Genomic DNA, 26,612 nt, shown 5'->3' with positions numbered 1-26,612 from the left:
TTTTTCACTTCCTAAAATCTATTTGTTCCGTTCATTATTTTTATCCAAAACAAGTATATAGAACATAGTGGTAATAATAGTCCTTTAATGAAGATTGGGACAACCTACACCTAATCAAATAGGCCCCAATAATCATTAATACCATAAAAACACCATATTTTTCTCCAAATCCCCTTCAAATCATAACTTCTACTGCATTACTCCCCGAACTTATCGATAGGGCTTGGAAAGGTCTGGGGCATTTGCGTTCCTATTTTATTACTTTAATAAATTTTGCCCGGCCATTATTTACCCCTACTACCAGTGCCTTATGGTTTCCATAACCAATAAGTTTCAGCTCCTTTACATCTTGGGAAAGATTTAAACCCGATTCTCCCATAGGTATTGGTTCAAAATTAAACCGGCCCTGTCCCTTTAAAAACAACCCAAGACTGGCGTCGTTCCTGGTAGTCTCTATTTCCGAACCGTAAAGGTTGCCCGCGATAACGATATCCTTTATCCCGTCCCCGTCAAAGTCATATATTACGGAACTATTGATATTGGAAACTTGCGCCAAATCCGGCAATGGCCTAATTTCAAAATTACCGTTCCCCAAATTCTCCATACTTATACTGGCAAAAGTCTTGGCCTCATAATGCAGGGCATTATCCAGATTGGAATCCCCATATACATCCTGCAGGGTAGAGGATGCAAATTCATTATAGGTGGCAAATTTCTTTTTTATTTCCGGTATTTGTTGGGAAGAACACGACCTGCCCCTAAGGGGATACTGCGTTCCGTAATTATAATAGCTCAGTACTATATCATTTTTGCCATTTTCATCAAAATCCCCGTAATGGACAGAAAAAGGTTCATTTAATTTAGCCTTGTACTTATAGTTCAAGCCAAGATTTCCCAACACATAATCTTCATCCCCATCCCCGTCCAAATCATCGTTCGAAATACTGAACCACCATCCTGTGGTATTCTGCAAATTGAATTTTTCCGTGCTATTCCTGAATTCACCATTTTCATTTTCCAAAACGGTAATGGGCATCCACATCCCTGTAACCAACAGATCCAAATCCCCGTCCCTATCAATGTCCGTCCAAACCGCATCTGTCACCATCCCCAACTTATCCAATACCTTGGTATTCGTTTTTACAAAACCCAAGGTTCCGGTTTCCATGAGCTGATTTTTTAGCAAATAACTATCCGCCGGTTCCGGATAATATCCCGGAACCTGCCTTCCCCCTACGAACAGATCCAAATCCCCATCATTGTCATAATCCGCTGCCTTTACCCTAGATCCACTGGCGTTGATCATAGGCAGAACATCTATGGATAGCTGGAAACTACCTTTGCCATCATTTAGATACAGCCTATCCTGGTAGTTCTCCGAACCCGATTCAAATTCATTTCCTCCAGAAACCACGTACAAATCCTGATCCCCATCATTATCGGCATCAAAAAAAACGGATCCCATATCCTCTCGGTTTAGATCGGGGATGAGCTTTAATGGGTTTTCCTTGAACGATCCATCGGCCTGTTGGGTATAAAGCTTGCCCAATGCTTCATTGGGACCGCCGATATAGAAATCCTCCAAACCATTGCCATCAATATCGGCAACGGCAATTCCAGAGCCCAAGGTAGACATGCGGTGGGGCAACAAAACCTCACGTTCAAAATCATCGAACTTATTTTCCTTATGGACATAATCAATATTGGCCGTCCCGGAAATATCTTCAAATCTCAAAGCCCTTTTTACCAAGGGCGTTTTTTCCGATTTTTTGGCCACCAGAAAATCATATTCCAATGTGCTATTTAACTTAATGTTTTTATACACCGAGGTTTGGCCGTTGAACCAATCTATTTGCAGGCTATCTATACTATTGATCTTATTCAAGCCAAAATGAAGTATATCCTCACTACTGGAGTTGATTCCGCGGGCATTGGTCAATTGGGAGATTTGAACTCCCTTACCATGAAACAGGGAAACTTTTGTTCCAAAAAAGCTTTGACCTGCCTTGCCCTTTTTAAATTTTATCCTTAAATAATTATTATCCTGGGTTTCAGAAATATTGTTTTTATAAACATAGGCAGGCTCGTCAATATTGTTGACCACCAAATCCAGATCCCCGTCATTATCCAAATCCCCATAAGCGGCACCTGTTGAAAATGTCTTTTGGTCCAGGCCCCATTCTTCCGAAACCTTATCAAACTTTAGCCCATTGGTATTCCGGTACATATAATTCTGAATCTTATCCGAAGGAAAAAAGGACAACATCTTTTCCAGATCGGCGTACTCCCATACATCAAAATTTTTGTTGCCCTCCGTATTGTATTTTTTATCGATCTCACCAATATATTCGTCCAATTTTTTCAAGGCATCCGTGTTCCCTATTTCATGGCGTATTCCATTGGTTACAAACAGATCCAACAGTCCGTCATTATCAAAATCGGCCAATAGCGGGGACCAACTCCAATCCGTACTGGAGATGCCCGCCATTTGCGCAATTTCACTAAAAAGCATATTTCCCTGGGCATCCACCCCATTGTTCAGCTGAAGGGTATTGAACATATATTGATAATGTCCGCCCCTACTTACATTGTTCCAAAACTCGGCGGGATTCATGGAACTCATATTGCTCTTCAATCGGTAATTGTCCTCCGCAACCATGTCCAGCACCACAAAATCCAGCCAGCCGTCATTGTTGATATCTCCCATATCGGTACCCATACTGAAGTAGGAAGTATGTTTAATATTTTCGTAAATTTTATTGGTGAAGGTCCCATCGCCGTTGTTGATGTAGAAAAAATCGGGGCCCAAATAGTCGTTCGCCACATAAATATCCTGCCATCCATCATTATTAAAATCGGCTATACTGGAACTCAATCCGTAGCCAAAATTACTGACCCCTCCATTATTGGGCATTTCAAAAAAATGATTGTCAATATTCTCCATCAATCTATAATTCTGGGCGGGACCTATCTTTTTTTCATCGTTCAAAGGTGCCAGGAATGATGAGTTTTTTGGTTGGTTTATCAAAAAAACATCAAAATCCCCATCCCTGTCAAAATCGAAAAAATTGGCTTCGGTAGTTCTATTGGAATCGTTCAAATGGTACTTTTCGGCAGATTCGGTAAAGGTAAGATCCCCATTATTGATATACAGTTCATTCTTCCGCAGATCTTCTCTACCATCGTAAAGGCTTTTACAAACGTAGATATCCTTCAATCCATCATTGTTGATATCCACCATGCTTACATGTGTGGACCATCCGCCTTTATCCAAAATCCCTGCTGTCTTGGTAATATCCTCGAATTTTAGATCTCCCTTGTTCAGATATAGCTTATCACCCACCTGATTTCCGGTAAAATAGATATCCAAAAGCCCGTCATTATCAATATCCCCTATAGCCACTCCACCTCCCTTATAAAAGCCCTTGTAAACAAATATATTATCTTGCTTGCTTTGGGAAAGTTGGTTGGTGAAATTTATATTGGTTTCAGTAGGGTCCAATAGAGTAAACAGCAGATCGGCTTTCTGTTTAGTCCCAGCTCCTTGGGCACTACAATATGTGGGATAGCCATAGAGCAAAATTGCTGGAATTATGAAGATCAATCTGTTCATAACGGGAAAGGAATTAATGTTTTGGTAATTTTTTGGCCCGGGCATTGTCCAGGTTCTTTTGTTAACCCATGGTATCCGGACCATTTTTCAACAAAGGTAAATGTATTCTATTGTAAAAAGAGGCTGCTAAAATGCAGCCTCTTTTTCAAACTAATTAACAACTAACTCAATACTAATGTAACTCAACAATCAACTTAGAAACTGTCTAAGTTTTATCCTTTGGTTCTTTTATGCGTCTTTTCCCGCCATACATCAGCTATTTTTCGGTCCGTAGCTATGGCTATGAACCTCAAAATACCTTCGTCTAACAAAAAAATACACTATAAAATATTCCAAAAACAAAATTTGGACAGTCTCTTAAAATTTTTAACTTCTTATTGTAAGGGGTCAAAGTTTCCGCCCGGCCATCCGTTGGTCTGTTCCAGGTTGGGATTTTTATTCAGATCATTCTGAGGAATATCGAAAAAATAATAATTGTCCAAATAATTGATGGCATCACCATTGTCATCAATATTCCCAAACCTTTCAACACTTCTTAACTCCGTTGTAAAATAGGTATTATAGACAACGGGGTCGCTCAAATCTATGGAACCGTCCAAAATACCTTCTTCCAAAGCCTTGCGGTCATCCAATATTTCATTGGATGGATCAAGGGCATCAAAGGCTGCGGTTTTGGTAATCCTATAACCTTGGCGATAGGTGCCATTAATATCATCGTACATTCTACGTCTTCTAAGATCGGAAGAGCGTTTGCCCTCGAATACCAATTCCAACCTTCTTTCCAACATAATGGCGTCTCTCATTTGATCTTGGTCCATTCCCGCTTCCAGTCCAAACAGACCATCTCCTCCAGGCTCCAGACCGGCCCTTTCCCGAATCTGCTCCAAAATGGTATATGATTCCCCGGAAAGTCCAACCTCATTGGCGGCCTCCGCTAGGTTAAGCAGTACCTCGGCAAATCGTATTTCCATCCAGTCCGTAGGGGAGTTCAAGCTAGCTGCACCTCCTTCTATAGAACCATCTATGGCCTTTCTGCAACTAAAGCTGGTGGGCGTTATCCTACTATCGGCCTGAGCTTCAATGGCACTCTGTTGAAAGGACCATTCCAGATCGCTGGTCCTATTGGGCGCCGGATTATTTAAAGGCCATACAGCCCCGTTCCAGGCAATATTGGCCTCAAATCTTGGGTCCCTGTCCACCCAAAGTGCCGTAGGATCATAGGAATAGGCGGAAGTAATATCGTCTATGGCCTTTCCATCCTTCATGGGGTAGGCGTCTACCAAACTTTTGGTAGGTTTGTCAAAGGATTCTCCGTTGGTACCTACAATAAATGGCCTACATCCGGCATCCCTAGTGTGGGATTGATCCAGGGTATACCTTCTTATCATAATGGCTTCCGGATTGGATTCGGTTTCATCGAACCACAGATCGGCATAACTGGAATGCAGTCCTTTACCGTTTTCAACAAGGAAGGTATGTGCCGCTTTATTGGCATCATAGGCCGCCTGCCAACGACCCTTATCTTGGGCAGGATCAAATTGTTCGCTGGCATAGTGCAACAATACCCTTCCCTTATAGGCCAATGCGGCACCTCTTGTTATTCTTCCATAATCTTCCCCGGCATTTGGATAGTTGATCGGCAACAATTCGGTAGCTTCGTCCAGATCGCTTAAAATTTGGGCAATGCATTCAGAAGTCTTGTTTCTGGGTACCTGCAAGGCCTCAACATCCGATTTATCCTTTACTTCCAGCACCAAGGGTACACCGCCATAGGCGGATACCAGTCTAAAATAAAGATGTGCCCTGAAGAACAATGCCTGACCAATCATCATATCCTGCGCCTCGGTACTTATGGTCCCGGTGCCAATTTTTGCGATCAATAGGTTTATATCCTTAATAGTGGTATAACTATTGGCATAAATATTCATTGATCCCGGTTGTGCCTCCCCGTACATAAATCCATTTTCCCCATGGGCGTCGTCCGACAATTGGGAGGCCGTTGTTGCCCATCCCGGCATGGCCCTAAGATAGATATTGTTTAAAAATCCTTTTGCCAGATTCTCGTCGTTCCACACCACATCTTCACTAATTGCCCCTAAAGGCCGCTTGTCCAAAGGATCTTCGCTACATTGTGTAAGGAACAAAAAGCAAAGAATTACCAGTTTATTTATATTATTTATCTTCATCATACCTTTTTTTAAAATGTAACATTTAATCCCAAACTATAAGTCTTGTTCACCGGAATACCTCTTCCTGAGGTCTCGGGATCAAACGCCTTGATCTTACTGTAGATCATAAATAGATTGGTCCCATTGGCAAAAAGATTGATCCTTTCCGCTCCCACTTTTTGGGCCCAGGCCAGAGGGATATCATAGCCAACATTCAAATTTTTCAATCTTAGGAAATCGGCATCCTCCATCCAGAATGAGGAATCGGTATCCGAATAGGGCGATCCAAATCGTGGAAAGGAATTATTAGGACTATCCGGCGTCCAGGCATTGAGCCATTGGGTATGGGAAGAATTCCCTATATCCGCAAAGGTAAATCTGTTATTGGCAGGCTGATACCTCTGGTTTCCTGCAAAGCCTTGGCCAAATGCCATAACGGTAAGTCTTTTATATCGCAAGTTCAACCGTATTCCATAGTTGACAGAAGGGTTGCTTCTTGCCCCTATAAAGTCCCTATCATTGTCATCGATTACACCGTCCGGGGTATTCCCTTGGGGATCAACGGCGGCAGGACCTCTTAAATCCTTAAAGTACAACGCCCCAATCTGCGGAACTTGACCATATATGGTATAGCCGCTGGCTATTAGGTCGTTCAATTGGTCCTGGGTCCTGATAATCCCTTCCGCCGTTAGGCCCATAAACCTACTGGTCTCGTTACCGGACAGCAGTTCATAGGGTCTTCTTGTTTCGGGTTCGTCCAAGGTAACATAGACCGCTTTGGAGTAGCCTACATTAAACCCTACCTCATAACTAAAATCGTTGGTAAGGTTATCCTTATAGGTCACCAATCCTTCCACCCCATTTATATCTATGGCTCCGTAATTCACCGGGCCCAAGGTGAGTCCTGAAGAGGAAGGAATAAATACCTGTCTACTACCGTACAGATCGGTCTTTTTGTTTTTGAAAAAATCGATGGTCGTAGACAGTTTATCATCCAGGACCTGAAAGTCCAATCCGAAGTTATAGGAGGTCTGCTTTTCCCAGGTAATGAACAGATCCGGCTCCGCACCAATGGAGGTGGCACTGGAAATGGCGTTGTTGGTTCCAAAAATTGGTCCTGTACCTCCTACGTTATAGTTTTGGATATAGGGAAAAATTGTAGTCCCCCCTCCTGTAACGTCATCGTTGCCCGTACTACCTATAGAGTATCTAAGTTTAAAAAAGTCGAAGAAGCCCAAATTATCGCTAAAGAAGCTTTCCTCGCTCAAAATCCATGCTGCGGAAACCGAAGGGAAGAATCCCCATCGTTCATCCTTTGCAAATTGTACGGAACCATCATATCTGTAGGTGGAGTTCAGGAAAAATTTGTTCTTATAATTATAGCCCAAACTTCCAATATAGGACTGTCTCCCGGTTTCCCCGGCATTGCCATTGGCAAATTGGTTTTCAACGGCAGGATTGGTAGCGAACAATTGGGATACCAAGGGGGTAAGCAGACCTCTTCTAAGGGCGTAAAACGACTTATCATCCCTTTCATATTGCTCATAATTAAAGAATGCGTTGAGGGTATGGTCACCAAAAGTATTCTCATAGCCGATCCTGGCATTCAACTGATAGGAATTGGTTTCTGCCGTAGATTCCTGTAAACTGTTGGAATCTGCCCCGTCATCACTTCTAAGCCTGGTTCCCAGGATTTCATCCGTGAGGACAAACCTATTGTTGGGATCTACCCCAAACGTAATATCCTCTACTATATTCCGCCGTAAGGTGCGATCATTGCGAATGTTCAATTTGTTATAGGTCATTCCGGCGGTAAGCCCCTTTAGGAATGGAAACTTATAATTTACATCCACAATGGCACCGATGTTACGAGAGGTTCTGTCGTTGCTTCCGGCTCCTTCTTCTGCCAAATGTACAGGGTTCCAACCGTTAAAATTGGCCACATACTCGCCATTGTGAACTGCAGGACCCCATCGGCCCGTTCTATTGGTGGTTCTATAAAAATCCCCGAAATCCTCATCGGTTCCGTTCCATCTCCAATAAAACTCCTCGCGCAGATCGTTATTGGTATTTAAGTTTAAGGAAACGTTCAGGTCTTCGGTAATATCTACATCTACCTTGGCCCTAAAATTGGTTTTCTGATAGGATAGATTACTTACGGCACCCGTTTCCTTAATATAGGATCCGGACATGAAATAGCGGACATTGTCCGTGCCACCGCCTACTGTTACGGCATGTCTGTTTAATATGGGTGTTTCTTCCGCTTGATCAAGGAAAGATCCAATATTCAAATTTTGGAGATAATCCAATTCGGTCTGGTTGAACCTTCCCGGATCGTCCGCGGGCACATTATTAAAATCCTGTACCCGACCAATGATCAACGCCTGCTGATAGGCACTGGTCATTGGGGGAACATTGGTAGGCTCGGTAGTTCCTATGGTAGAGGTAAAATTAATGGTGGGTTTTCCACTTTTTCCCGATTTTGTTTTTACCAGGACCACCCCGTTTGCCGCTCTAGATCCATAGACTCCAGAAGAGGCCGCATCCTTTAATATGGACACGGATTCCACTTCACTAACATCCAGGGCATCAAAAAGTTCCTTGGTTGAGATAATGTTATCTATTACATATAAGGGTTCATTATTTCCTGCAAACTGTCCCGAGGTTGCCCCTCTAATAATGATATCGGAACTTCTACCGGGCTTACCGCCAGCCTGACTAATATTAACCCCTGCAAACCTACCGGCAACCGCATTACTCAAGGAAGTTGCCGGAATCTCTTGTATTTCCTCTGTAGTTACTGCAGATACGGAACTTGTCAAATTCCTTTTTATGGTAGTCCCATACCCTACAACGACCACTTCGTCCAAGGTACTTACATCCTCCTGCATGGAGACATTTAAGGTAGCTGCACTGCCCACTTCAAGATCTTTGGTCATAAGGCCAAGATAGGAGAAGCGAAGTATATCTCCCTGACTTGCCGTAATACTGTAGTTCCCATCGAAATCGGATTGGGTACCATTGGTTGTCCCTACTACCAATACGTTTACGCCCGGCAATGGGGATCCCATTTCATCCGTAATGGTCCCTGTAATGGTCTGTTGCACCATCTCCAATGGCATGGCCGGCATTGGTGCGCCGTTCATGGATAAAGCCGTAAATGTTAAAAATAATAAGGGAAACATCTTTACCCAACTAGCACTGATTTTTCTGTGCCCTTTTAAGTTTTTTAATTTCATTCTTAAGGTTTTGATTGTTATTTATTCCTTTAATTAGGACATTCCTGTTTGCGGAACCTCCTTGACCAATCTGGTTACTTGGCCATTACATCCATAAAATAATTCTAAGCCATAATGCATACTTTGTTTAAATTAGTTTAGTGTGTTAGCCTTTTCAGCGGAAACTCAATTCCGCTGTAAAATTCAGGACGATATTAACATTAAATTAACCATTGGTCGACCTAGAAGGTGTATTGAGACCTGTTCAGGTGTTGAAAAATAGTCCCAATGAGCATTGGGACTATATGAATTTGTACGCTCTATTATGAAGTAACTAAGTACATGACAAAAATCGTCATAACAAGGTTTCTTGGAAAATCCGTTTTACCCCAAACCCTAAAGCCTGCCCGTCCGAACGACCCGGGCGGGCCCTCCCAAGAAGATGTAAACCCGGTTTGACGAATAGGTAGTCCCGCCCCGAGGGTTGGAGAATCTTTAGATTTATAAATCTAAGTACATGACAAAAATCGTTTTAACTAGGTTTCTCGGAAAATCCGTTTTACCCCAAACCCTAAAGCCTGCCTGTCCGGTAGGCAGGGGAGCCTGATTTTCCCCGATTTCACCCCTGCCCGACTACTTCGTTCCCGTCCGTACCGGAACGGGCGGACATAGAGGTCATAACCCGACAAGGTTATTCTGGCCGGTTTCGCCATACCGAACTATCGGTATCATTTTGCCCGAAGAACCCTAACGAAATTTCTATTTTACCTCACCCGGAACTGCCGAAAAAGCAGTCCCGACCTCTCCCAAGGAGAGGTAAACCCTGTTTGACGAATAGGTAGACCCGCCCCAAGGGTCGGAGAATCTTTAGATCGATAAATATATTAGGGAAGCCTAAGATTACTTTTAAAGATATTAAAGAAAAGCTACCTGGACCTTTTCAATCTGCGGCCGACTGCCTTGATCTGTTCTAAATGCCCGGGGAGAATTCCGCCTTCCGAATTGGTTACTACCTCAAGGCACAATACCCCTTTATTGTTCACAATATTTGTGGCCTGGTCCACCAATGTATCGGTTACAAATTGTTGTCCGTGACCTCCCCACTTTTCACCCAAATAAGTAAACAAGAACCATTGCACCCCATCTTCCGCCCATCGGCCGGAAGGAAATTCATCAATGGTAGCCTTCTCACCGGAGGTATAATCGTCATAAGGAGTGTTCCCGTGAATCTTTCCAAAGCCACTGTTAAAACTAACGATACTATTTTTGTTTCCGGCCTTTGCGGCTAGGGCATGGGTACTTATATTATGCTTAAGGGACATGTCCATACGGGTACTCCTTATATCGTTCCAGGAATATAGCCCATCAAACCACCATCCCTTAACATCATCGCCATAGCGCATACTCCATTCCCTTATCATGTTTTCCAAAATGGGCTGATTGAACTGACTTGTGGCGGAATCCTTTTGGAAGGAATATCTTAATTTCTCGGACACATATTTGTTATTTATGGGGGGATTGCTCGGCAGGTATAGAATTAATGGAATATCGTACTTTTTAAGCGCTGCTATCAAATCCTTGGGAAGATCCCTTTTGGAACACAATTCCCCTGCCCCAACCCCAACGGCCTTATCAAAAGCCTTGTTGGGAGCGCAATAATACCCGGAATTTTGCCCTAAGGTAAACATGACATAACCGGCCCCGGCTTCATGGACCTGACTGGCAAAGCGGTCCACATTAAAACTATCAACGGTCTTGTTCCATTCCTCGGATCCTCCTTCAGGAACCATGGCCTCCTTTAAATAATGCAGCATTACCCCATAACCGGCATCCTTGAACCAATCCGTATTGGTATTCCCATTATACGCTACAGCTGAAGAAGATACTACGGAGTCGCTAACTTTTTTATCGCTCCCCGCTTCATTATAGCTTATCTCACATTTGATAAAATTACCAACATAGGAAGTGAGCAATATTATTTCATGGGTCCATATCCCCTGCAACCGGCTCCATTCTCCGGTAGGGGTCGGTGCCATATACCAATTATACTCCAGGTTTTCCTTCCCGTTTGAAAAATCCAATGGAAGGCCCACAATTTGTTTGGCATATAGATCACCAACCAAGGATATTTCGTCCTTGTCCGCATTTTTACAAGACAAGTACACTAAAAAGGGCAGGATCAAGATCCATTTTAAATTTTTCATTTTCAAAGTTATTTTTAAGTTCATTAATTGATTTGCACAATTATTTCTTTAAATAGACATCAACCAACCTAATTAGTCGGCAAACATTGTAGCCTAATTAATTATCAATTCACTCGACACCCCTAAATCCATTATATCGGTAACATAAAGAAAACCCATAACAAACCCCTCTTTAGGTCCAGTACATTCTATGCCTCCCACTGAAATCTCTGCTGGAATGGAATTCCAAGTTCGGTCTGCATTAATATTCAGGGTATCATTGGTATAATAAAAATTTGCATTTTTAAGAGTCACCTTGCTCTTATAATCAAATTTTATCATGTTATCTGTCCTTTCCACAGCTGTAATTTTTGCCAGAGGAATTTGATCTTTAAAAATGGAATTAAAGAACACGGCGATTTCCCTGGGCCTCCATCCATCGGGATGGTCATGGCCCATATTAGGGGTTATCCTAACGAACCTGTTTTTCTCCGGAATTAGCTTTGTGGTCTTATCAAAAGGCAATATATCAAAACATCCATCTTTATTGCCATTAATAAAAAGTGTTGGACATTGTGAAAATGGCAGATAGTTTTTAGGATCAATTTTAGCCATCCAAAGGGCCATTTCTTCCTTAGTGAGATTCTTGAAATATCTTTTAAATATTATCTCGTCATGAAATGCACAGCCATAGACCGGGGCAGCTGCCTTAAAACGATTGTCAATTCCCGAAACAATACAAGTTTGAAATCCTCCCCAGCTAATACCGGTAACAGCAGTCTTATTTTTCTCAACCTCCGGAAAACTAAGAATTAATGAATGGGCCAATACAGCTATTGCTGCTGTTCTATAGCCCCTTACTGCTTTAGGACCCTTTGCGATCGAATCATATATTATGGCCAAACGCTCCTCTGAATTTTTCAAGATCGGCCCTCTCCCTAGCTCCATTTGAGTGTTTCCGTAATCACAGGTAATTGCTGCATATCCTTCATGGGCCCACCGTTGCACCCACTCGCTCATAGCGCCTTGATCACCTCCTGAAATCAAAACCACTCCAGGAAAGGTATTCCCTTGATTTTTACCCGTCCTTATAATATCCGGATTGGAATAAAAAGCAAATACTTTTGTACTCCCACCATTATGGTCGGGTCCATCAAAAAGAATTTTTCTTACATTGGAGGTGCTATCCACATAAGTAAATCCCGGTGTTTGCTGAAGAAGATCCAGATCCCAAATTAAACCATCAATTTTAATCAATGATCGATCTATTCTGGGTATAGAAAGTTTTTCTTGACCAAAACATGCACAGAAAGGCCATATTGCAAAAACCAAAAAAAATAAAAACGTTGATCTTAACTTGTTCAAATACATCACACAAACCGTTAAATGCAAAAGTTCCACTATTGGGGAAACTACCAATCCATAAACAATTATAAATATTAATTATATCATAACCGTCCTAAAATGAAGAATGGGACAAACCTGAAATAAAAATTTGAAGAAACTTTATATTTTACCTCACCCGGGACTGCTGAAAAAGCAGTCCCGACCTCTCCCAAGGAGAGGTAAAATAGTCCGCACCGGTAAGGGCGAATCGGAAACCCTACCTTACGAACAAGCCAAAGCTGGGCCCAACTCAGGAGGTAGGAAAATCTACATATTGAATCAGACTATTCCTAAGGAAAGATCCTCGAAGAATTATTTAGATTCATATTCAATATATGCATGAATATTGTCCGCTAAAAAAATTCCAAAAAAACTATGGCATATTAAATAAGGGCACTGACAGGTCCCGATCAGGGTTTAGTCCTTGGTCATATTTTGATACTCACTGGGTGTCTTCCCGGTGAGGTTTTTGAAAATCCTGTTGAAAGCGGATTTGGAATTAAAGCCACAATCCCCGCCAATGGAAGAAAGGGTCTGCTTCTGATAATTGGGATCCTTGAGTCGTTTTTTAACCTCTTCCACCCTGTAATGATTTATATAATCATAGAAATTTTTACCCACATAATCATTGAGCAGCATGGACAAATGATTGGCACTCACTTCAATTTTATCGGCCAACTGACCAAGCCCCAGTTCTGAATCCAAATACACCTTTTCCATTTCCATCAACTGGTCCAATTCCTTAATTTTTTCCAAATTCTCTTCATTCAATACGGGATCAATGGGCTTATGGGATTTCTTTATTTTTGCGCTACTTTCTTTTAGTTTGGTGTGGTTCTTATACTTTTTAAAGGCCAATATCCCTAAAAGCAGTGTTAAGAGCAATAAAACTCCGATTCCGATCTTTACGATATTTCTATCCATAAAATTGGCCCTAACCACGATATCGAGATATATGGGTTCGTTGTTCCAAACCCCATCATTGTTCGACGCCTTTAAATAAAAGCGGTAATTTCCGGCCTTAAGTTTGGAATAGCGGGCACTGGGATCATTTCCCGTAGTAAATCGCCAATCCTTATCCAAACCCTCCAATTTATAGGCGTATATATTCCTGATGGGGGAAGCATATGTGAGGGAGGCAAATTCAATTTGAAATCGATTATCCTTTCCGGGCAGTCTTACCACTGATCCAGACCCTAAAGGCTTATCCACGATGACGCTACCATCCAATTGCTGCCCAATTTCAATAACCCTACCGTCTATCAACAGATCCAAAAAAACAGGTTCCGGAACAACTTTGTTAAGTTTAAAGTTATTGGGATTAAAATAATTTATTCCAGCTGCGCCACCGAAAAAAAGAGTCCCATCCTTCGTTTTCCATCTTGCATTTTTCCTAAACTTGCCCTTCAATACCCCATCATAAGTAGAATAATTGGTAAAGGTTTCTGTATTTGCGTTGAACTCAGAAAAACCGGTATTGGTTGCAATCCATAGATCCCCTTCGTCATCTTCCAATATGGAATTGATTTCATTATCGGCAAGCCCATCACTTTCAGTGAAACTTTGAAAGTAGTAACCTTCATTTATTTCCGGCCTTCCATCTTCCTTTAACAAATTTAGCCCAGCGGCCGAAGTCCCGAACCAAACCCGCTTTTTACTATCCTCATAAATAACAAAAACCTCGTCGTTACTAATGGATTTAGGATCCGTTGGATTATGGTTAAATCTTAAAAAATCCGTACTGCCCCCCTCTTCCTGTAACAAACTCAATCCGCCCCTATTGGTCCCTATCCAAATCCTATGCTTGCTATCTTCAAACACGGTATAAATATCGTTCAAGGGTTCGGAATTGGTGGTCATCTTGGAATATCCAAAATTCTCAAAGGAATAATCTTTGTTGCCTTGATCGTTCAACAAAGCCAGCCCGCCACCAGTGCCAAACCACATTCTCCCCAAATGGTCTTCCAAGATGGCCCTGACCGATGAAGACGCTAAACTGGTGGCATTGCCATCATCTTGAATAAAATGCTTATAGTGCTTATGCTTTTCATGGATCATAAAAAGTCCGTTGCCCATGGTGGCTATCCACAACCTATCTTTTGAATCCCTGTATATGCTGGTAACATAATCCTTGTTCAGGGATTCGAAGCCTATACTTCCCATATCTATATGGGTGATTTTAGGATTGGAATAACCCTCCCCAAAAACAACATGGTCTATTCCCTCTCTCGTCCCTACCCAAAAAGTGCCGTCCCTATCCTGAAAAACATTTTGGACAAAACTACTGCGAAGACTGTTCCTATTCTCCGGCAGGTGCACCAAACTATTGAATCGGTGCCTGGAACTATCGTAATAGTCCAATCCTTCCTGAGTGCCTACCCATATAATGTCTTCTTCATCCACATAAATTTCGTACACATCGTTACTACTAACGGACAGGTGGTTTTCCGGATTGGCCAAAATGGGCACGAACATTCCGGTATCCCTTGAATATCTTAAAACCCCACTCCCGTAACTGCCAAAGAAAATATCCCCCTTCTTGTTCTGTGCTATAGCATTTAAGGCATCGGACCGAAAGACCTCGACAAACCTATCCCTTTCGGATTGGTACCTCAGAATCGTACTCCCAAGGGTAATCCATAACTCTCCGTAGGTATTGGTAAAAATCTCATCCAGCCCATAAACATTGAATGCCCCAATGTCATAAGTCTTGATTATGGAATTGTTTTTGCCATCGAATTTCAACAGCCCCTTATCCGTCCCAATCCAGTACACATTATCCAATCCCTTGGCCACAGTAGCTACTTTATAATCTTCCAATATGGGCTTTACCTCCAAAGTGGTTGCATCGATAAGAAAATTTTCATTCTCGGTGGAGGCCCAAACTTTATTCGATGCATCGGAAAAAAGTTGTAGCATACCTTTTTCGCCTGCAGTTTTTAGGATAGTGGGGGTTGGCAATACCTCTAAGGTAACCGTATTGATTATACTAAGTCCGGTAATGGTGCCTACCCACAATTTATCCTTGGTAGCAACCATAGAGTATATCTTGTCCCCAACAATGGTTGTGCTATCACCGGGAATATTCTTGAATATTTTGAATCGGTAACCATCATATCGGTTGAGTCCGTTCTGGGTGCCAAACCATAAAAATCCCTGGGAGTCCTTCACAATTCTTCGAACCTCATTGTGGGACAGCCCTTCTACCGTAGTTATATGCTGAAATTTATATTCTTGGGACCTTCCGGCAAGGAAGGCTATAAAAAAAATAAAAATCAGAGCGGCATAGTTTTTTGGCATCTTCATATTTACTTTTGAAAACAAGATACAATATGTATTGCATTTTCAAAACATGTAAAAGGTTAATTCAACCCCTATATTTGCGAACTTTTTTATTTAGGAAAATTTTATATCTGATAGGGCAAAATCTATATTGGCCCTTATTCCACAACCAACCAGGTATATGAGTTTGCGGGAATTGTTACCTTAACGTTTATTTCATACTCCCTATCCAAATTATACTTTTTCCCCGGCCCTTCCTTTTCCCGAACATACGCTGTCTTGCTTATTCCCGTATAGTACAAGGGGAGTTTTATCTCCCTGACCACATCCTTGTCCAAAGGATTGAAAACCATAACAAATCCCTTCTCCTTCAATTTGGGGTTGACATGTAAAAATCCGTCCCAATCCTTGCCCGAAGGTCTTTTTAAATGAACTACGTCACTATTCAAAATATCCCTATACTTTTTGTACCAGTTAATAACCTTGGTCACTACAGCCTTTGTCTCCGGGGTATCATATAGCCTTGGCCCCCTATAACAGGCCTGCACGCCTGCCCCATAATTTTGCATCATATGGCTTTCATATTCAACCAGGTGATCCTTTAAAGGCTCCAAAGTGGCCTCCTCACCGCCACCATGGTATTCCGTAAGCGGTACAAAGGTCCATGACATACTCGGAATTGTTTTCCATAAACCATCATATAAGTTCTGCCTGCCCAAGACCAATTGTCTTGCCCTGGGTAGGGACCAATTTACCTCCCTGTACCCTATGCCTGTTTTATTGGTGCCAGAATTTATATAAAAATCCGGTACGTTCATGTAAATCCCCTTAGCCCTCATCCACTTGTATAATCCCTGGATCTGGGCGTATTGTTTCCATTGCGAATCCTCCAAACCGTTATGGTGTGCATGGGTAGTAGAAGCGCATACATTTCCTGGGTAGGAACCATCGTTTTCAAAAACGCTCATCCCCGTTTCATTAAAAAATGTCTTGATCTTTCTAAAATAATTATACCCCCAATCCGAACTCAGACATGGGGAGGATCCAAATATCATTCCCCCACGCTTCCCGGTTTCCGGATTTATTACATCTACCTCATCACTGATCCACCTACTGGACAGTAGTGAATACCCTCCCAATTCTATTCCTTTGGATTTTGCATAATCCACATATTTCTTAAATTTTTTATAATATTCGGCTGATTCCTTCTCCATATCCAAGCCACTGCCGAAACTCAAAATGATCATCTCATAACCCACTTCGGCACATTGATCCACTGCCTCTTTTATTTTTTTGGTGTCTGTAGAAGTAAGATGAAGAAAAATAGGGTTCTCGGTAGCCCAAGGAGAAATGGTCCTGTACATCTTTCTAATGAACAGGCCATTCCGCTCCTTATCATAACTATCAAATGGTGTCTCCCATACCCTAAAAGTGGTAAGGGTATCCCCAATGGCAATGGCCGTATTGGGGCCCAACGGGGGTTTCACCTCCAACATTGCCGGTAATTGCATGGCATAATTGGTCTGGGATGTGTAGCGCGGGTCCGTTTCCCAGAAGGTAGTCTTATCCGATGTTTTTTGTTGCATAGCACCAAAGGCATAATCCGTTTCAATATGGATATTCGGCTTTTCGAAATACTGGGGCACGTCTACCAGGCTTTCTCCCTCAACCATGGCCAATTGCTCCAATTTAAATTCATTTAATTGAACCATAATATCCCCCTTATTGATGACCTCTATCCACTTACTAAGGGTCGGGATACCATCGTACAAGGCGTAATGGACCTTTACCAAAATGTCATTTTTGGCCAATGTAAAGATGAGCTCTTTGCCACTGGGCATTTGTGTATTGGATGCCCATCGTACCCGTTTCCATTCCAAGCGGTCACTAATATCCTTGACCTCAAAATCCTGGATCATAAAAGAATTTGGGGCCACCAACATAGTATCCAACCACTCCATTAAGGTATATCCAAATTCGGGTTGACCGCTTAACCCGCCAATGGTATATTCCTTCCCGTCCAATACCAAGGTTCCCTCATTGGAAACACTGCGCAAGAGGCTTTCCCCTGTCATTTGATTCACATAATCAATAGTTGCCAAATTGGGCAAAAGGCGAAAGACCCGCGCCACCAAACCATTGGTCAACACAATATCCTTTCCCGTACCGGACCTATACACAGAGGCTTTTGCCTGTTCGTTATTGATAAGCCAATCATATTCAGGCTCCGGTAAAGGCATTTTTATTTCCGGCAAATAGGAGATTAAATCTTTAAGCCCTGAACTGATTTCTTTTGATTGTTCCGGCCTTTCCCCTTGGTAATCATAGGCTACCATAATGGGAGGTACCTCAAAATAAGTAATTTTCGGATCTGCCCAAACCGCGTGGTCCCCGCTCTCCCCGTCTCCTGCATCGTCCACTATCATTTCCAACATTCCGCCTTTTACCGTAATGTCGACCTCCTTGAAAGGTTGGCCCTTCCTCATGATTCCGCTATTGTACACTTCTTTACCATTGTGAAGCAAAATAAATTTCACACTTCCATTACTTACCCCCCCTTCGTTTCCTTCTACTCCTACAAATTGTTTTTTAGTATCGGAAATCTCATAAAACATACGTTTTCCATCGGTCAAGGGAATGGATGTGATCTGCTCCGAACTATAATCTATTTTGGAATCGTTCACCCCCACTTTTGCGGTAAACCGCTGTCCATCATTGATTTTAATTTTGATTTTTGATGCGGAATGGACTCCGATTCCTTTTTGGAACCGCTCCCCGGCTACGGACAATAGTTCTCCCGTTATAGATTTATTCTTGATCGGAGCACTATAGGTCTGCAACGCCAATGAAATCTGCATTTCACCAACTTCCATTATTTTTTGGGCGTTTCCAACCAAGCAGGAAAAAACCATATAAGCTAATGCCAATACTGTCCCTTTCAAATTCATAAGACCATTCATACCTTACTATTTTCTATAAACAATTTATTCTACTTCCAACTCTTCCCAATATTAAACAATTATCCGTTCCATTTATTAAAAACCCTAATAATGCAAATCGGATGAAAAGTAAAAAAACAAGAATAGGGCAACTATCCCCGCCAATCGACCTAAAAAAATAATAAGGGATTATTTTTGGCCATAACAATGTCCCAATGATAATTGGGACATTAATTTCTCCTTTACCTAGTCAAAATTGAATTGTTACGTTTTATATTTCAAAATTCAATACATGACAAAAATCACACTAACAAGGTTTTTGGAAAATCCGTTTTACCCCAAGCCCTAAAGGGAGCCTGATTTTCCTCGATTCCTCCCTTTAGGGTCGGGGTCAAAAATTGAGGAAAATCTTGCCAAATTGAATTTTGTCATGTACTAAAATTTCAAAATGGCCCTAACTCATAATGATCGCTAAGAAAATTCCTGTTTTTGCAACCGTTATTAACCTGAATTCTGGCTCTATATCTTGTATTGTCCTAATGCAAGTTTCATCAATCTGTGATTCTTATGTATTTTTAAATTATAACATACCCGGTACAATTAATCCCCCCTGGATAATTTTATAACGGCGCCCCTGGTATTGTTTGTTATTGGAAATAGATCCCAATTATTATCATCTACTTTCTCCAACTGCCAGTCTCTATCCGGTTTTACCAAAAGTTTTTTTATATCCCTGGGAAAGGCATTTGCTTCCCGGGCCTCCTGCCAGGTTCTAATCACTTTAAAAATATCATATTTCTGGGGACAACTCTCCACATCGTTTTGATTTAGCTTTAAACTAAATGTCATGCCAATACCACAGGATATGGCCATAATGTGCTCGTATTGTTCAACTGTAGAACTGGCCGTAATAGGAAAATTGCCCCCTACACCGACAGGAAAGAAGTTAGCATAGGTAACATCCCTCAAATCTTTACCTTGACTTGTTGAACTTCCCCATTCCCTAGTATCTAAATCATATAGGTTAGTACCTCCACCAACATTCCAGATGCTTTGGTAGTGCCATGAGCCTTCGGATAAGGTAGCTCCGGTAAAACGAATGGAAGGCAAACCATACTCCTTGGCTTTGTTAAACATTTTACCAAAAAAGCGTTTCACTGAGTAATAACCGTGACCGTTATTGAATAGAAATTCCTGTCCATCAAAATCGTAATATCCAAGACCATTTATCTTACATACATCGGCGTAATATTCTGCAATTTCATCTTGTAATGCCAGATTTGGTATCAGCCCGTCGTACCCATAATTAATTGTTACTTGTAGTTTATAAATGGTATCATTTTCTTGGTGGTTGCTAGGGGTTGTGCCCCAATAGCCACGCTTAACATTTAAAAGTCGGTATGGTTCCTCTTGGGAAATACCCAAATAATGGATTAGCTCCTTCCCTATTTTTATCATATTCAAGTTTTCGGCATGGCCCTCCCAACTGGCAATCTCATCCATATATTTAGGGTAGTCTACAATTATAATGGTATCGGTTGGACTGATGCCTTTCACCAACAAGCGTTTTTGCTGATAACACAAACTATCACTTGGAATGGGACTTGCATCTTTAGTACCAGGAGCCAATGCTGTGGTAATAGGGGTTCTACCGATCGTAATTCCGTATTTTGCGGCCATATCCGCATATTCTTTGTGAGATACATTGCCTGCAGTTAAACGTATTGGTTTCTTTTCAAAATTAAACCCATCCAAATATCCCTTGTTACCCCGATCTGCACGAACAAATCCTTGATCATATAAACTAATTGTTTTAAAACCAAGTTGGTGGGTATATGAAATAATACTATCATATAAGTTGCCGTAAGTAAGTACATCAGGTACAAAGGCAGTAGGATCTTTTACCCATTTATCCTTTATGGTAGGGTATGGCAAGTTTTCTTCTTTTACTATGTCTTGAATAACGTCCATAAGCGCTGTATGATCCGGACTACCCCATAATGCTACCGACGACCCAATATAATCCACCTCGGGTATCGGTTCAACATCAATATGATTGGGTATGTTGGCAGGCATATTGGGAATTAACGAAAAATATACTTCCCTTTTCTTTGACCTATCCCTGGAATTATAGGTAATGGATATCCTTCCCTTATCATCTACTTCAGCGGCATTGCCATACACAATCCTATAATAAGGTTCCTTATGGGCATAAAAAGCCACATCACTGATTCCATTTCCACCTAGGGTAAAAACCTGTCCTTCATGAAGGTCATTAGGCAATGGGTATTGAATAGTATCAGGGGAGTGGATTACATATTGAAAAGGTGCAGCGTCGGCTATGGTCCTTGAAGTTCCACCAAGGGTATTGTCGTTTAGGGCGAGCATCCCTAGGGCATAATTGATAGTTTCACTAGTATCACGGGCCACCCCAATTATTTCACCAAAAAGATTGGTTATATTGGTGTGGATTGAGCCCCATTGCACGCCCTCAATATCTTCACGGTTAGTCAATGAAAGTAAAGTGAATTTAAGGTACTTGTCTTTGGGCTCTACCTTGATTTCAGCTACGGAATTGTTGGGATAAGTAAGCTTGATTGTATTCTCGAACTTGTTATATACGGCACTTTGTGACTCATAAATGGTGTCAAGTTTACTGTTATACAAGGACAACAATGATGATTTCTTATCGGATGGACTTAATTCCCGAGCTTGTTGCTTTGTGATATCTTTTAAGCTGTAAATGCGCCCTTGACCATTCAAACCAACATCTAAATACTTGGTCTTAAAATTGGTTTGGTCATTCTTGGAACAACTTAAGATTAAAAAGGGTATTAAAAGTAAACTTCCCCTATAATTGAACCAAATTGAATAAATACTTTTAAAATAAAGAAAGCTAATATAATGTTTTACAAAACTGATGCTCATTTGTTTCATTTTTCATTGAAAACTTAATATCCGTTCAGACATAATCTATTTTGACCATCCCTCCTATATCCACTGCTAAAAGGAATTGGCAAGGATGGTAACCTCTACTTTTATTTTATTTTCCACATTTCTATTTTCTATCTTCATTTTTAATTGCTACCCGTTTATCGCCTATTCCACGGAAAGTTAAAACAAGAATAGGGCAACTATCCCCGCCAATCGACCTATAAAAATAATATGGCACTATTTTTGGCCATAATAATGTCCCAATTATCATTGGGACATATGGTTTTCAAAGTGTCAGAAGCTAAATACCGGAAAAAATAATATCCCAATAAAGGAATAATTACTTGAATACCAACATTCCTAAATGACATAAGTCATAAAATATTAATTAATACCGTCTGAATTTTGTCCAAGAAAAATCAACCAAAACAATTATGAAACTAAAGAAACTTCTTAACGTTCTTCTGTTTATTCTTTTATCCACCCAAGCAAAGGCACAATTAAGCATAAATGCCGAATTACGCCCAAGGTTCGAATACAGGCACGGTTTCAAAACCCTTTTCCCCGACAATGAAGACCCAGCGGCCTTCGTTTCACAACGTACCAGATTGAACAGTGTTTATGACATTGAAAAATTGTCTTTCCATCTTAGCTTACAGGACATCCGGATATGGGGAGATGTACCTCAACTAAACAGCACGGATAAAAATGGGGTTGGGATTCATCAGGCCTGGGGAAAAATACGATTGGATCCAAATTTCTCCCTCAAGGTGGGACGACAAGAAATAATTTACGACGACCAGCGAATTTTTGGCAATGTAGATTGGGCCCAACAGGCCAGAAGTCATGATGCACTTTTAGTAAATTATGACGATTCAAAATACACCATAAACCTTGGGTTTGCATTTAACCAAAATGAGGAGAATTTAACCGGGACCACCTTGGCCACGCCCGGAACTTATAAGAGCATTCAATATATTTGGATCCATAAGCAAGGTAACAAATTCTCGGCCAGTTTACTTTTTTTGAACAATGGCCTACAATTTATTGATGATATCAATTCCAACAACAACGAAACCAGGTATAGCCAAACCCTTGGGACCCATTTAAATTATATGGCAAATAATTTGAAAATGACCTCAAATATTTATTATCAGTTTGGAAACGATATGGCCAATAACAATTTAACCGCATATCTCCTATCCTTGGAAGGGAGCTATAAAATTACTCCCAAAACCAATTTAGGGCTCGGGGCAGAACTAATAAGCGGTAATGATAACGGATCGCCTTCCAACCATAAAAACAAAGCCTTTAGCCCACTTTATGGCACCAATCATAAGTTTAATGGACTCATGGACTATTTCTATGTTGGTAACCATGCAAACAACGTAGGCTTATTGGACATATACACCCACGCCAAAATAGTTCTAAATGAAAAATCCAACCTTAATTTAGCGGTTCATAAATTCGCCGCTGCAGCAAAAATAGGTCCGAACAGCAATAAACTGTTAGGGGCGGAGCTGGATATGGTTTACGGCTATGAAATACAAAAGGAAATTGGTATCAGTGCCGGATACTCCCATCTTTTTGCCTCACAAGGTATGGAAAACGTTAAAGGGAATACAGACGGGAACACCAATAACTGGGGTTGGATCATGTTGACGATTAATCCTGTTTTGTTCTCAAATAAGGATTGATCCAAAGAAAAGTTTAACCATGGACACGGATACCAATGCCTAATCAATCCCATTTATATAGAAATAGTGAATATGACAGATGTCATGTTTTCATATAACGATCACCATTATTTTTGCCCCATATTAGGATAAAAAATCCTATATTGATAAGATATACAACCAAAACAACACATTATGAATACAAAATCGACAAAAAAAGTATTACTACTCCTAATACTGACGATAGGAACGGGCATCATTAACTTCTCCTGTAGAAAAAAGGAAAAAATTGTTTATGAGAACACCGCAGATATTCCTGCAAATCGCGAAATGACCGCAGAACTAACCGCTCCCCCGCATGTGCCTACACCTGTTGGGGATAGAAAGGCCAAGTTGCTGAAAGTAGATATGGAAATCCTGGAACAGGAAGGGGAGATGACCAATGGGGTGCGATATGTATATTGGACATTTGGAGGTTCGGTACCGGGCAGTTTTATAAGAACAAGGGTTGGCGATGAGGTTGAATTTCACCTAAAAAATCACCCCGACAATAAATTACCGCATAATATTGATCTGCATGCCGTTACCGGTCCCGGGGGCGGTGCAGAATCCTCTTTTGTAGCACCAGGTCACGAAAAGGTTTTTTCCTTTAAGACCCTAAACCCCGGCCTATATGTGTACCACTGTGCCACAGCACCCGTAGGGATGCACATAGCCAACGGTATGTACGGTTTAATTTTGGTTGAACCGGAAGGGGGCCTGCCCTTGGTGGATAAGGAATACTATATTATGCAGGGCGATTTTTACACCAAAGGCGCCAACGGTGACAGAGGTCTACAACCCTTCGATATGCAAAAAGCAGTGGATGAAAAGGCAGATTATGTAGTATTTAATGGCAAAATGGGAGCTTTGACAGGGGACAATGCCATTACCGCCAAAGTAGGTGAGACAGTTCGCCTGTTTGTGGGCAATGGGGGGCCCAACCTGGTTTCCTCATTTCATGTTATTGGCGAAATATTCGATAAAGTACATGTAGAAGGAGGTGATTTGATCAACGAAAATGTACAAACAACCCTAATCCCTGCAGGTGGAGCGGCTATAGTAGAATTTAAAGTTGATGTGCCCGGAACTTTTATTTTGGTTGACCACTCCATATTCAGGGCCTTTAACAAGGGAGCATTGGGAATGTTAAAAGTAGAAGGGGAGGAAAACAAGACTATTTATTCCGGGGAACTGGAAGACGGTATTTACCAGCCCGAAGGTAGTGGAATTCAAAAAATGCCCTCTGAAAACGGAGTGGTGGAGTCCGAAATCCCCGCCAAATCCTTGGAAGAAAAGATGGAATTTGGAAAAGCCACCTATATGCAGACCTGTTTTGCCTGTCACCAAGGAGAGGGACAGGGAATTGCCAATGCATTCCCTCCTTTGGCCAAGTCGGATTACTTAAATGCCGATGTCAATCGCGCCATAGACATTGTTCTACATGGAAAAACGGGCGAAATAACGGTAAACGGACAAAAATATAATAGTGTAATGACGGCGCAAACCTTAACTGATGAAGAGGTGGCCAATGTACTTACCTATGTATACAATAGTTGGGGCAATTCCAAAAAAGATATAACTCCGGCTATGGTCAAAAGCGTAAGGAACAAATAGAATCAAAAAAATATGAGTCCCTTATTTAAAGTAGCACTTTCCCTTTTGGGTATTATTGCCACCAGTAGCACTTTTGCACAAGCGGAACAAATGGTTACTGTAAAAGGAGGGACTTATATTCCACTTTACGGAGTGGATTCGACCAGCATAACGGTTGGCGCATTTAAAATGGACGTATATCCCATAACCAACAAACAGTATTTAAAGTTTGTTCGGGAAAATCCTGAATGGAAAAGAAGTAAGGTCAAACGATTGTTTGCAGACGGTAATTACTTGGTGAATTGGGAGGGGGATGATTTCTTTGGAAACCAGTTGGCCCCCGATGCAGCAGTCACCAACGTTTCTTGGTTTGCCGCCAAGAAATACTGTGAATGCCAAGGAAAAAGATTACCGACCGTAGATGAATGGGAATACGCGGCAATGGCAGATCAAAATAGTCCGGATGCCCGTAAAAAGGAAACCTACAACCAACTAATATTGGACTGGTACGAAGCTCCTAGAACATTTAACAATTCCATAGGTTCCACCTTTAAGAATTATTGGGGAATATACGATCTACATGGACTTGTTTGGGAGTGGACCATAGACTTCAATTCGGTCCTTATTTCCGGTGAATCCAGAAAAGATGTGGACAAGGACAGTAATCTCTTTTGTGGAAGTGCGGCGGTTGGAGCATCGGACTTAATGAACTATGCCGCCTTTATGCGCTATGCCTTTAGAGGAAGCCTAAAAGCCAATTATTCCATACGGAACTTAGGGTTCCGATGTGTACAAACAAAGGAATCGAATAATAAAAACCTAACTTATTAAGGATATGAAAAAAATTCCCAATGCCGTATTGTTATGCCTTATGCTCATTAATCTAATGGCATGTAATACCAAGAATTCCAATAAAACAACGGCGGAAAAATATCAATGTCCCATGCATTGTGAAGGCGACAAGACTTACAATCAACCTGGAAAATGTGACGTTTGTAAAATGGAACTTCAGCCTCTGGCCATGAACAATAAAAAAACCGGGGAAATCTCTGGGCTATCCATTTTTAATCTCCCGTCCAAATGGACCAATCAGAACAATGAGGAAATACAACTTAAGGCCATGCAAGGGGATGTCCTGGTCATGGTCATGATCTATACTTCCTGTAAAACAGCATGCCCTAGATTGGTGGCCGATATGCGCGGCATAGAAGAACAGATCCCTGCCGATAAAAAAGACGACGTTACCCTTGTTTTTGTAAGCATCGACCCGGAAACGGACACCCCTCAACGCCTTAAGGAATTCGCAAAGGAAAACCAAATGGATACTGATAATTGGGTATTTCTTAGGGGATCCGAAGAGGACACTAGGGAATTTTCAGCAGTCCTGGCGGTCAACTATAAAAAAATATCCCCCATGGATTTCTCACATTCCAACATCATAAGCGTTTTTGATCAAGGAGGGGAATTGGCCTATCAACAGGAGGGACTAGGGGTTAACAATAAAGAAACGATATCCAAAATTATAGAATTGGTTCATTAGTCCAAACAGATTTTTTAAATCCCACCATTCTTTGTAAA

Annotated in this window: 12 protein-coding genes; 4 read left to right on the top strand and 8 right to left on the bottom strand. The window is 41.4% G+C overall.

What is annotated here, in order from left to right; translation table 11 throughout:
* Positions 1-250: 250 nt before the first annotated feature.
* The 8 genes from D0S24_RS01605 to D0S24_RS01570 all read right to left on the bottom strand — a co-directional run bounded on the left by D0S24_RS01605 (position 251) and on the right by D0S24_RS01570 (position 21,717).
* Positions 251-3,613 (bottom strand): VCBS repeat-containing protein, encoded by a 3,363-nt coding sequence (locus D0S24_RS01605; protein ID WP_181938006.1) that lies wholly within the window; start codon positions 3,611-3,613, stop codon positions 251-253.
* A gap of 374 nt (positions 3,614-3,987) precedes the next feature.
* Complete coding sequence (locus tag D0S24_RS01600; RefSeq protein WP_117018108.1) at positions 3,988-5,802, bottom strand: RagB/SusD family nutrient uptake outer membrane protein; 1,815 nt, start codon at positions 5,800-5,802, stop codon at positions 3,988-3,990.
* Between the two features lie 8 nt (positions 5,803-5,810).
* Positions 5,811-9,020: a TonB-dependent receptor gene (locus D0S24_RS01595; RefSeq protein ID WP_117018107.1), complete on the bottom strand. Its 3,210-nt coding sequence runs from the start codon at positions 9,018-9,020 to the stop codon at positions 5,811-5,813.
* 905 nt (positions 9,021-9,925) lie between these two features.
* Positions 9,926-11,203: an alpha-L-fucosidase gene (locus D0S24_RS01590; RefSeq protein WP_181938005.1), complete on the bottom strand. Its 1,278-nt coding sequence runs from the start codon at positions 11,201-11,203 to the stop codon at positions 9,926-9,928.
* A gap of 93 nt (positions 11,204-11,296) precedes the next feature.
* On the bottom strand, positions 11,297-12,439 hold the full coding sequence (locus D0S24_RS01585; RefSeq protein WP_181938004.1) for a S9 family peptidase: 1,143 nt from the start codon (positions 12,437-12,439) through the stop codon (positions 11,297-11,299).
* Positions 12,440-12,985: 546 nt separating this feature from the next.
* Positions 12,986-15,868 carry a two-component regulator propeller domain-containing protein gene (locus D0S24_RS01580; protein WP_181938003.1) on the bottom strand — a complete coding sequence of 961 codons (2,883 nt, stop codon included), beginning with the start codon at positions 15,866-15,868 and terminating at the stop codon, positions 12,986-12,988.
* A 140-nt stretch (positions 15,869-16,008) separates the two neighbouring features.
* Positions 16,009-18,723: an NPCBM/NEW2 domain-containing protein gene (locus tag D0S24_RS01575; protein ID WP_220377712.1), complete on the bottom strand. Its 2,715-nt coding sequence runs from the start codon at positions 18,721-18,723 to the stop codon at positions 16,009-16,011.
* A gap of 666 nt (positions 18,724-19,389) precedes the next feature.
* The gene (locus tag D0S24_RS01570; RefSeq protein ID WP_220377711.1) at positions 19,390-21,717 is read right to left on the bottom strand and encodes a hypothetical protein; all 2,328 of its coding nucleotides are present in this window, start codon (positions 21,715-21,717) and stop codon (positions 19,390-19,392) included.
* A gap of 440 nt (positions 21,718-22,157) precedes the next feature.
* On the opposite strand from D0S24_RS01570, the gene D0S24_RS01565 reads away from it, so the two are divergent.
* From D0S24_RS01565 to D0S24_RS01550, 4 genes are all read left to right on the top strand, one after another.
* Positions 22,158-23,420 carry an alginate export family protein gene (locus tag D0S24_RS01565; RefSeq protein ID WP_117018102.1) on the top strand — a complete coding sequence of 421 codons (1,263 nt, stop codon included), beginning with the start codon at positions 22,158-22,160 and terminating at the stop codon, positions 23,418-23,420.
* Positions 23,421-23,594: 174 nt separating this feature from the next.
* On the top strand, positions 23,595-25,055 hold the full coding sequence (gene nirK / locus D0S24_RS01560) for a copper-containing nitrite reductase (RefSeq protein ID WP_117018101.1): 1,461 nt from the start codon (positions 23,595-23,597) through the stop codon (positions 25,053-25,055).
* A 12-nt stretch (positions 25,056-25,067) separates the two neighbouring features.
* Positions 25,068-25,865: a formylglycine-generating enzyme family protein gene (locus D0S24_RS01555; protein ID WP_251795676.1), complete on the top strand. Its 798-nt coding sequence runs from the start codon at positions 25,068-25,070 to the stop codon at positions 25,863-25,865.
* A gap of 4 nt (positions 25,866-25,869) precedes the next feature.
* Positions 25,870-26,574 carry an SCO family protein gene (locus tag D0S24_RS01550; protein WP_117018100.1) on the top strand — a complete coding sequence of 235 codons (705 nt, stop codon included), beginning with the start codon at positions 25,870-25,872 and terminating at the stop codon, positions 26,572-26,574.
* Positions 26,575-26,612: the final 38 nt, after the last annotated feature.

Origin of the sequence: Arenibacter sp. P308M17, assembly GCF_003426735.1 — a bacterium.
In the GTDB taxonomy this organism is placed as follows: domain Bacteria; phylum Bacteroidota; class Bacteroidia; order Flavobacteriales; family Flavobacteriaceae; genus Arenibacter.
The sequence above is the reverse complement of the archived record's forward strand: the minus strand, read 5'-3'. Positions and strand labels throughout refer to the sequence as shown.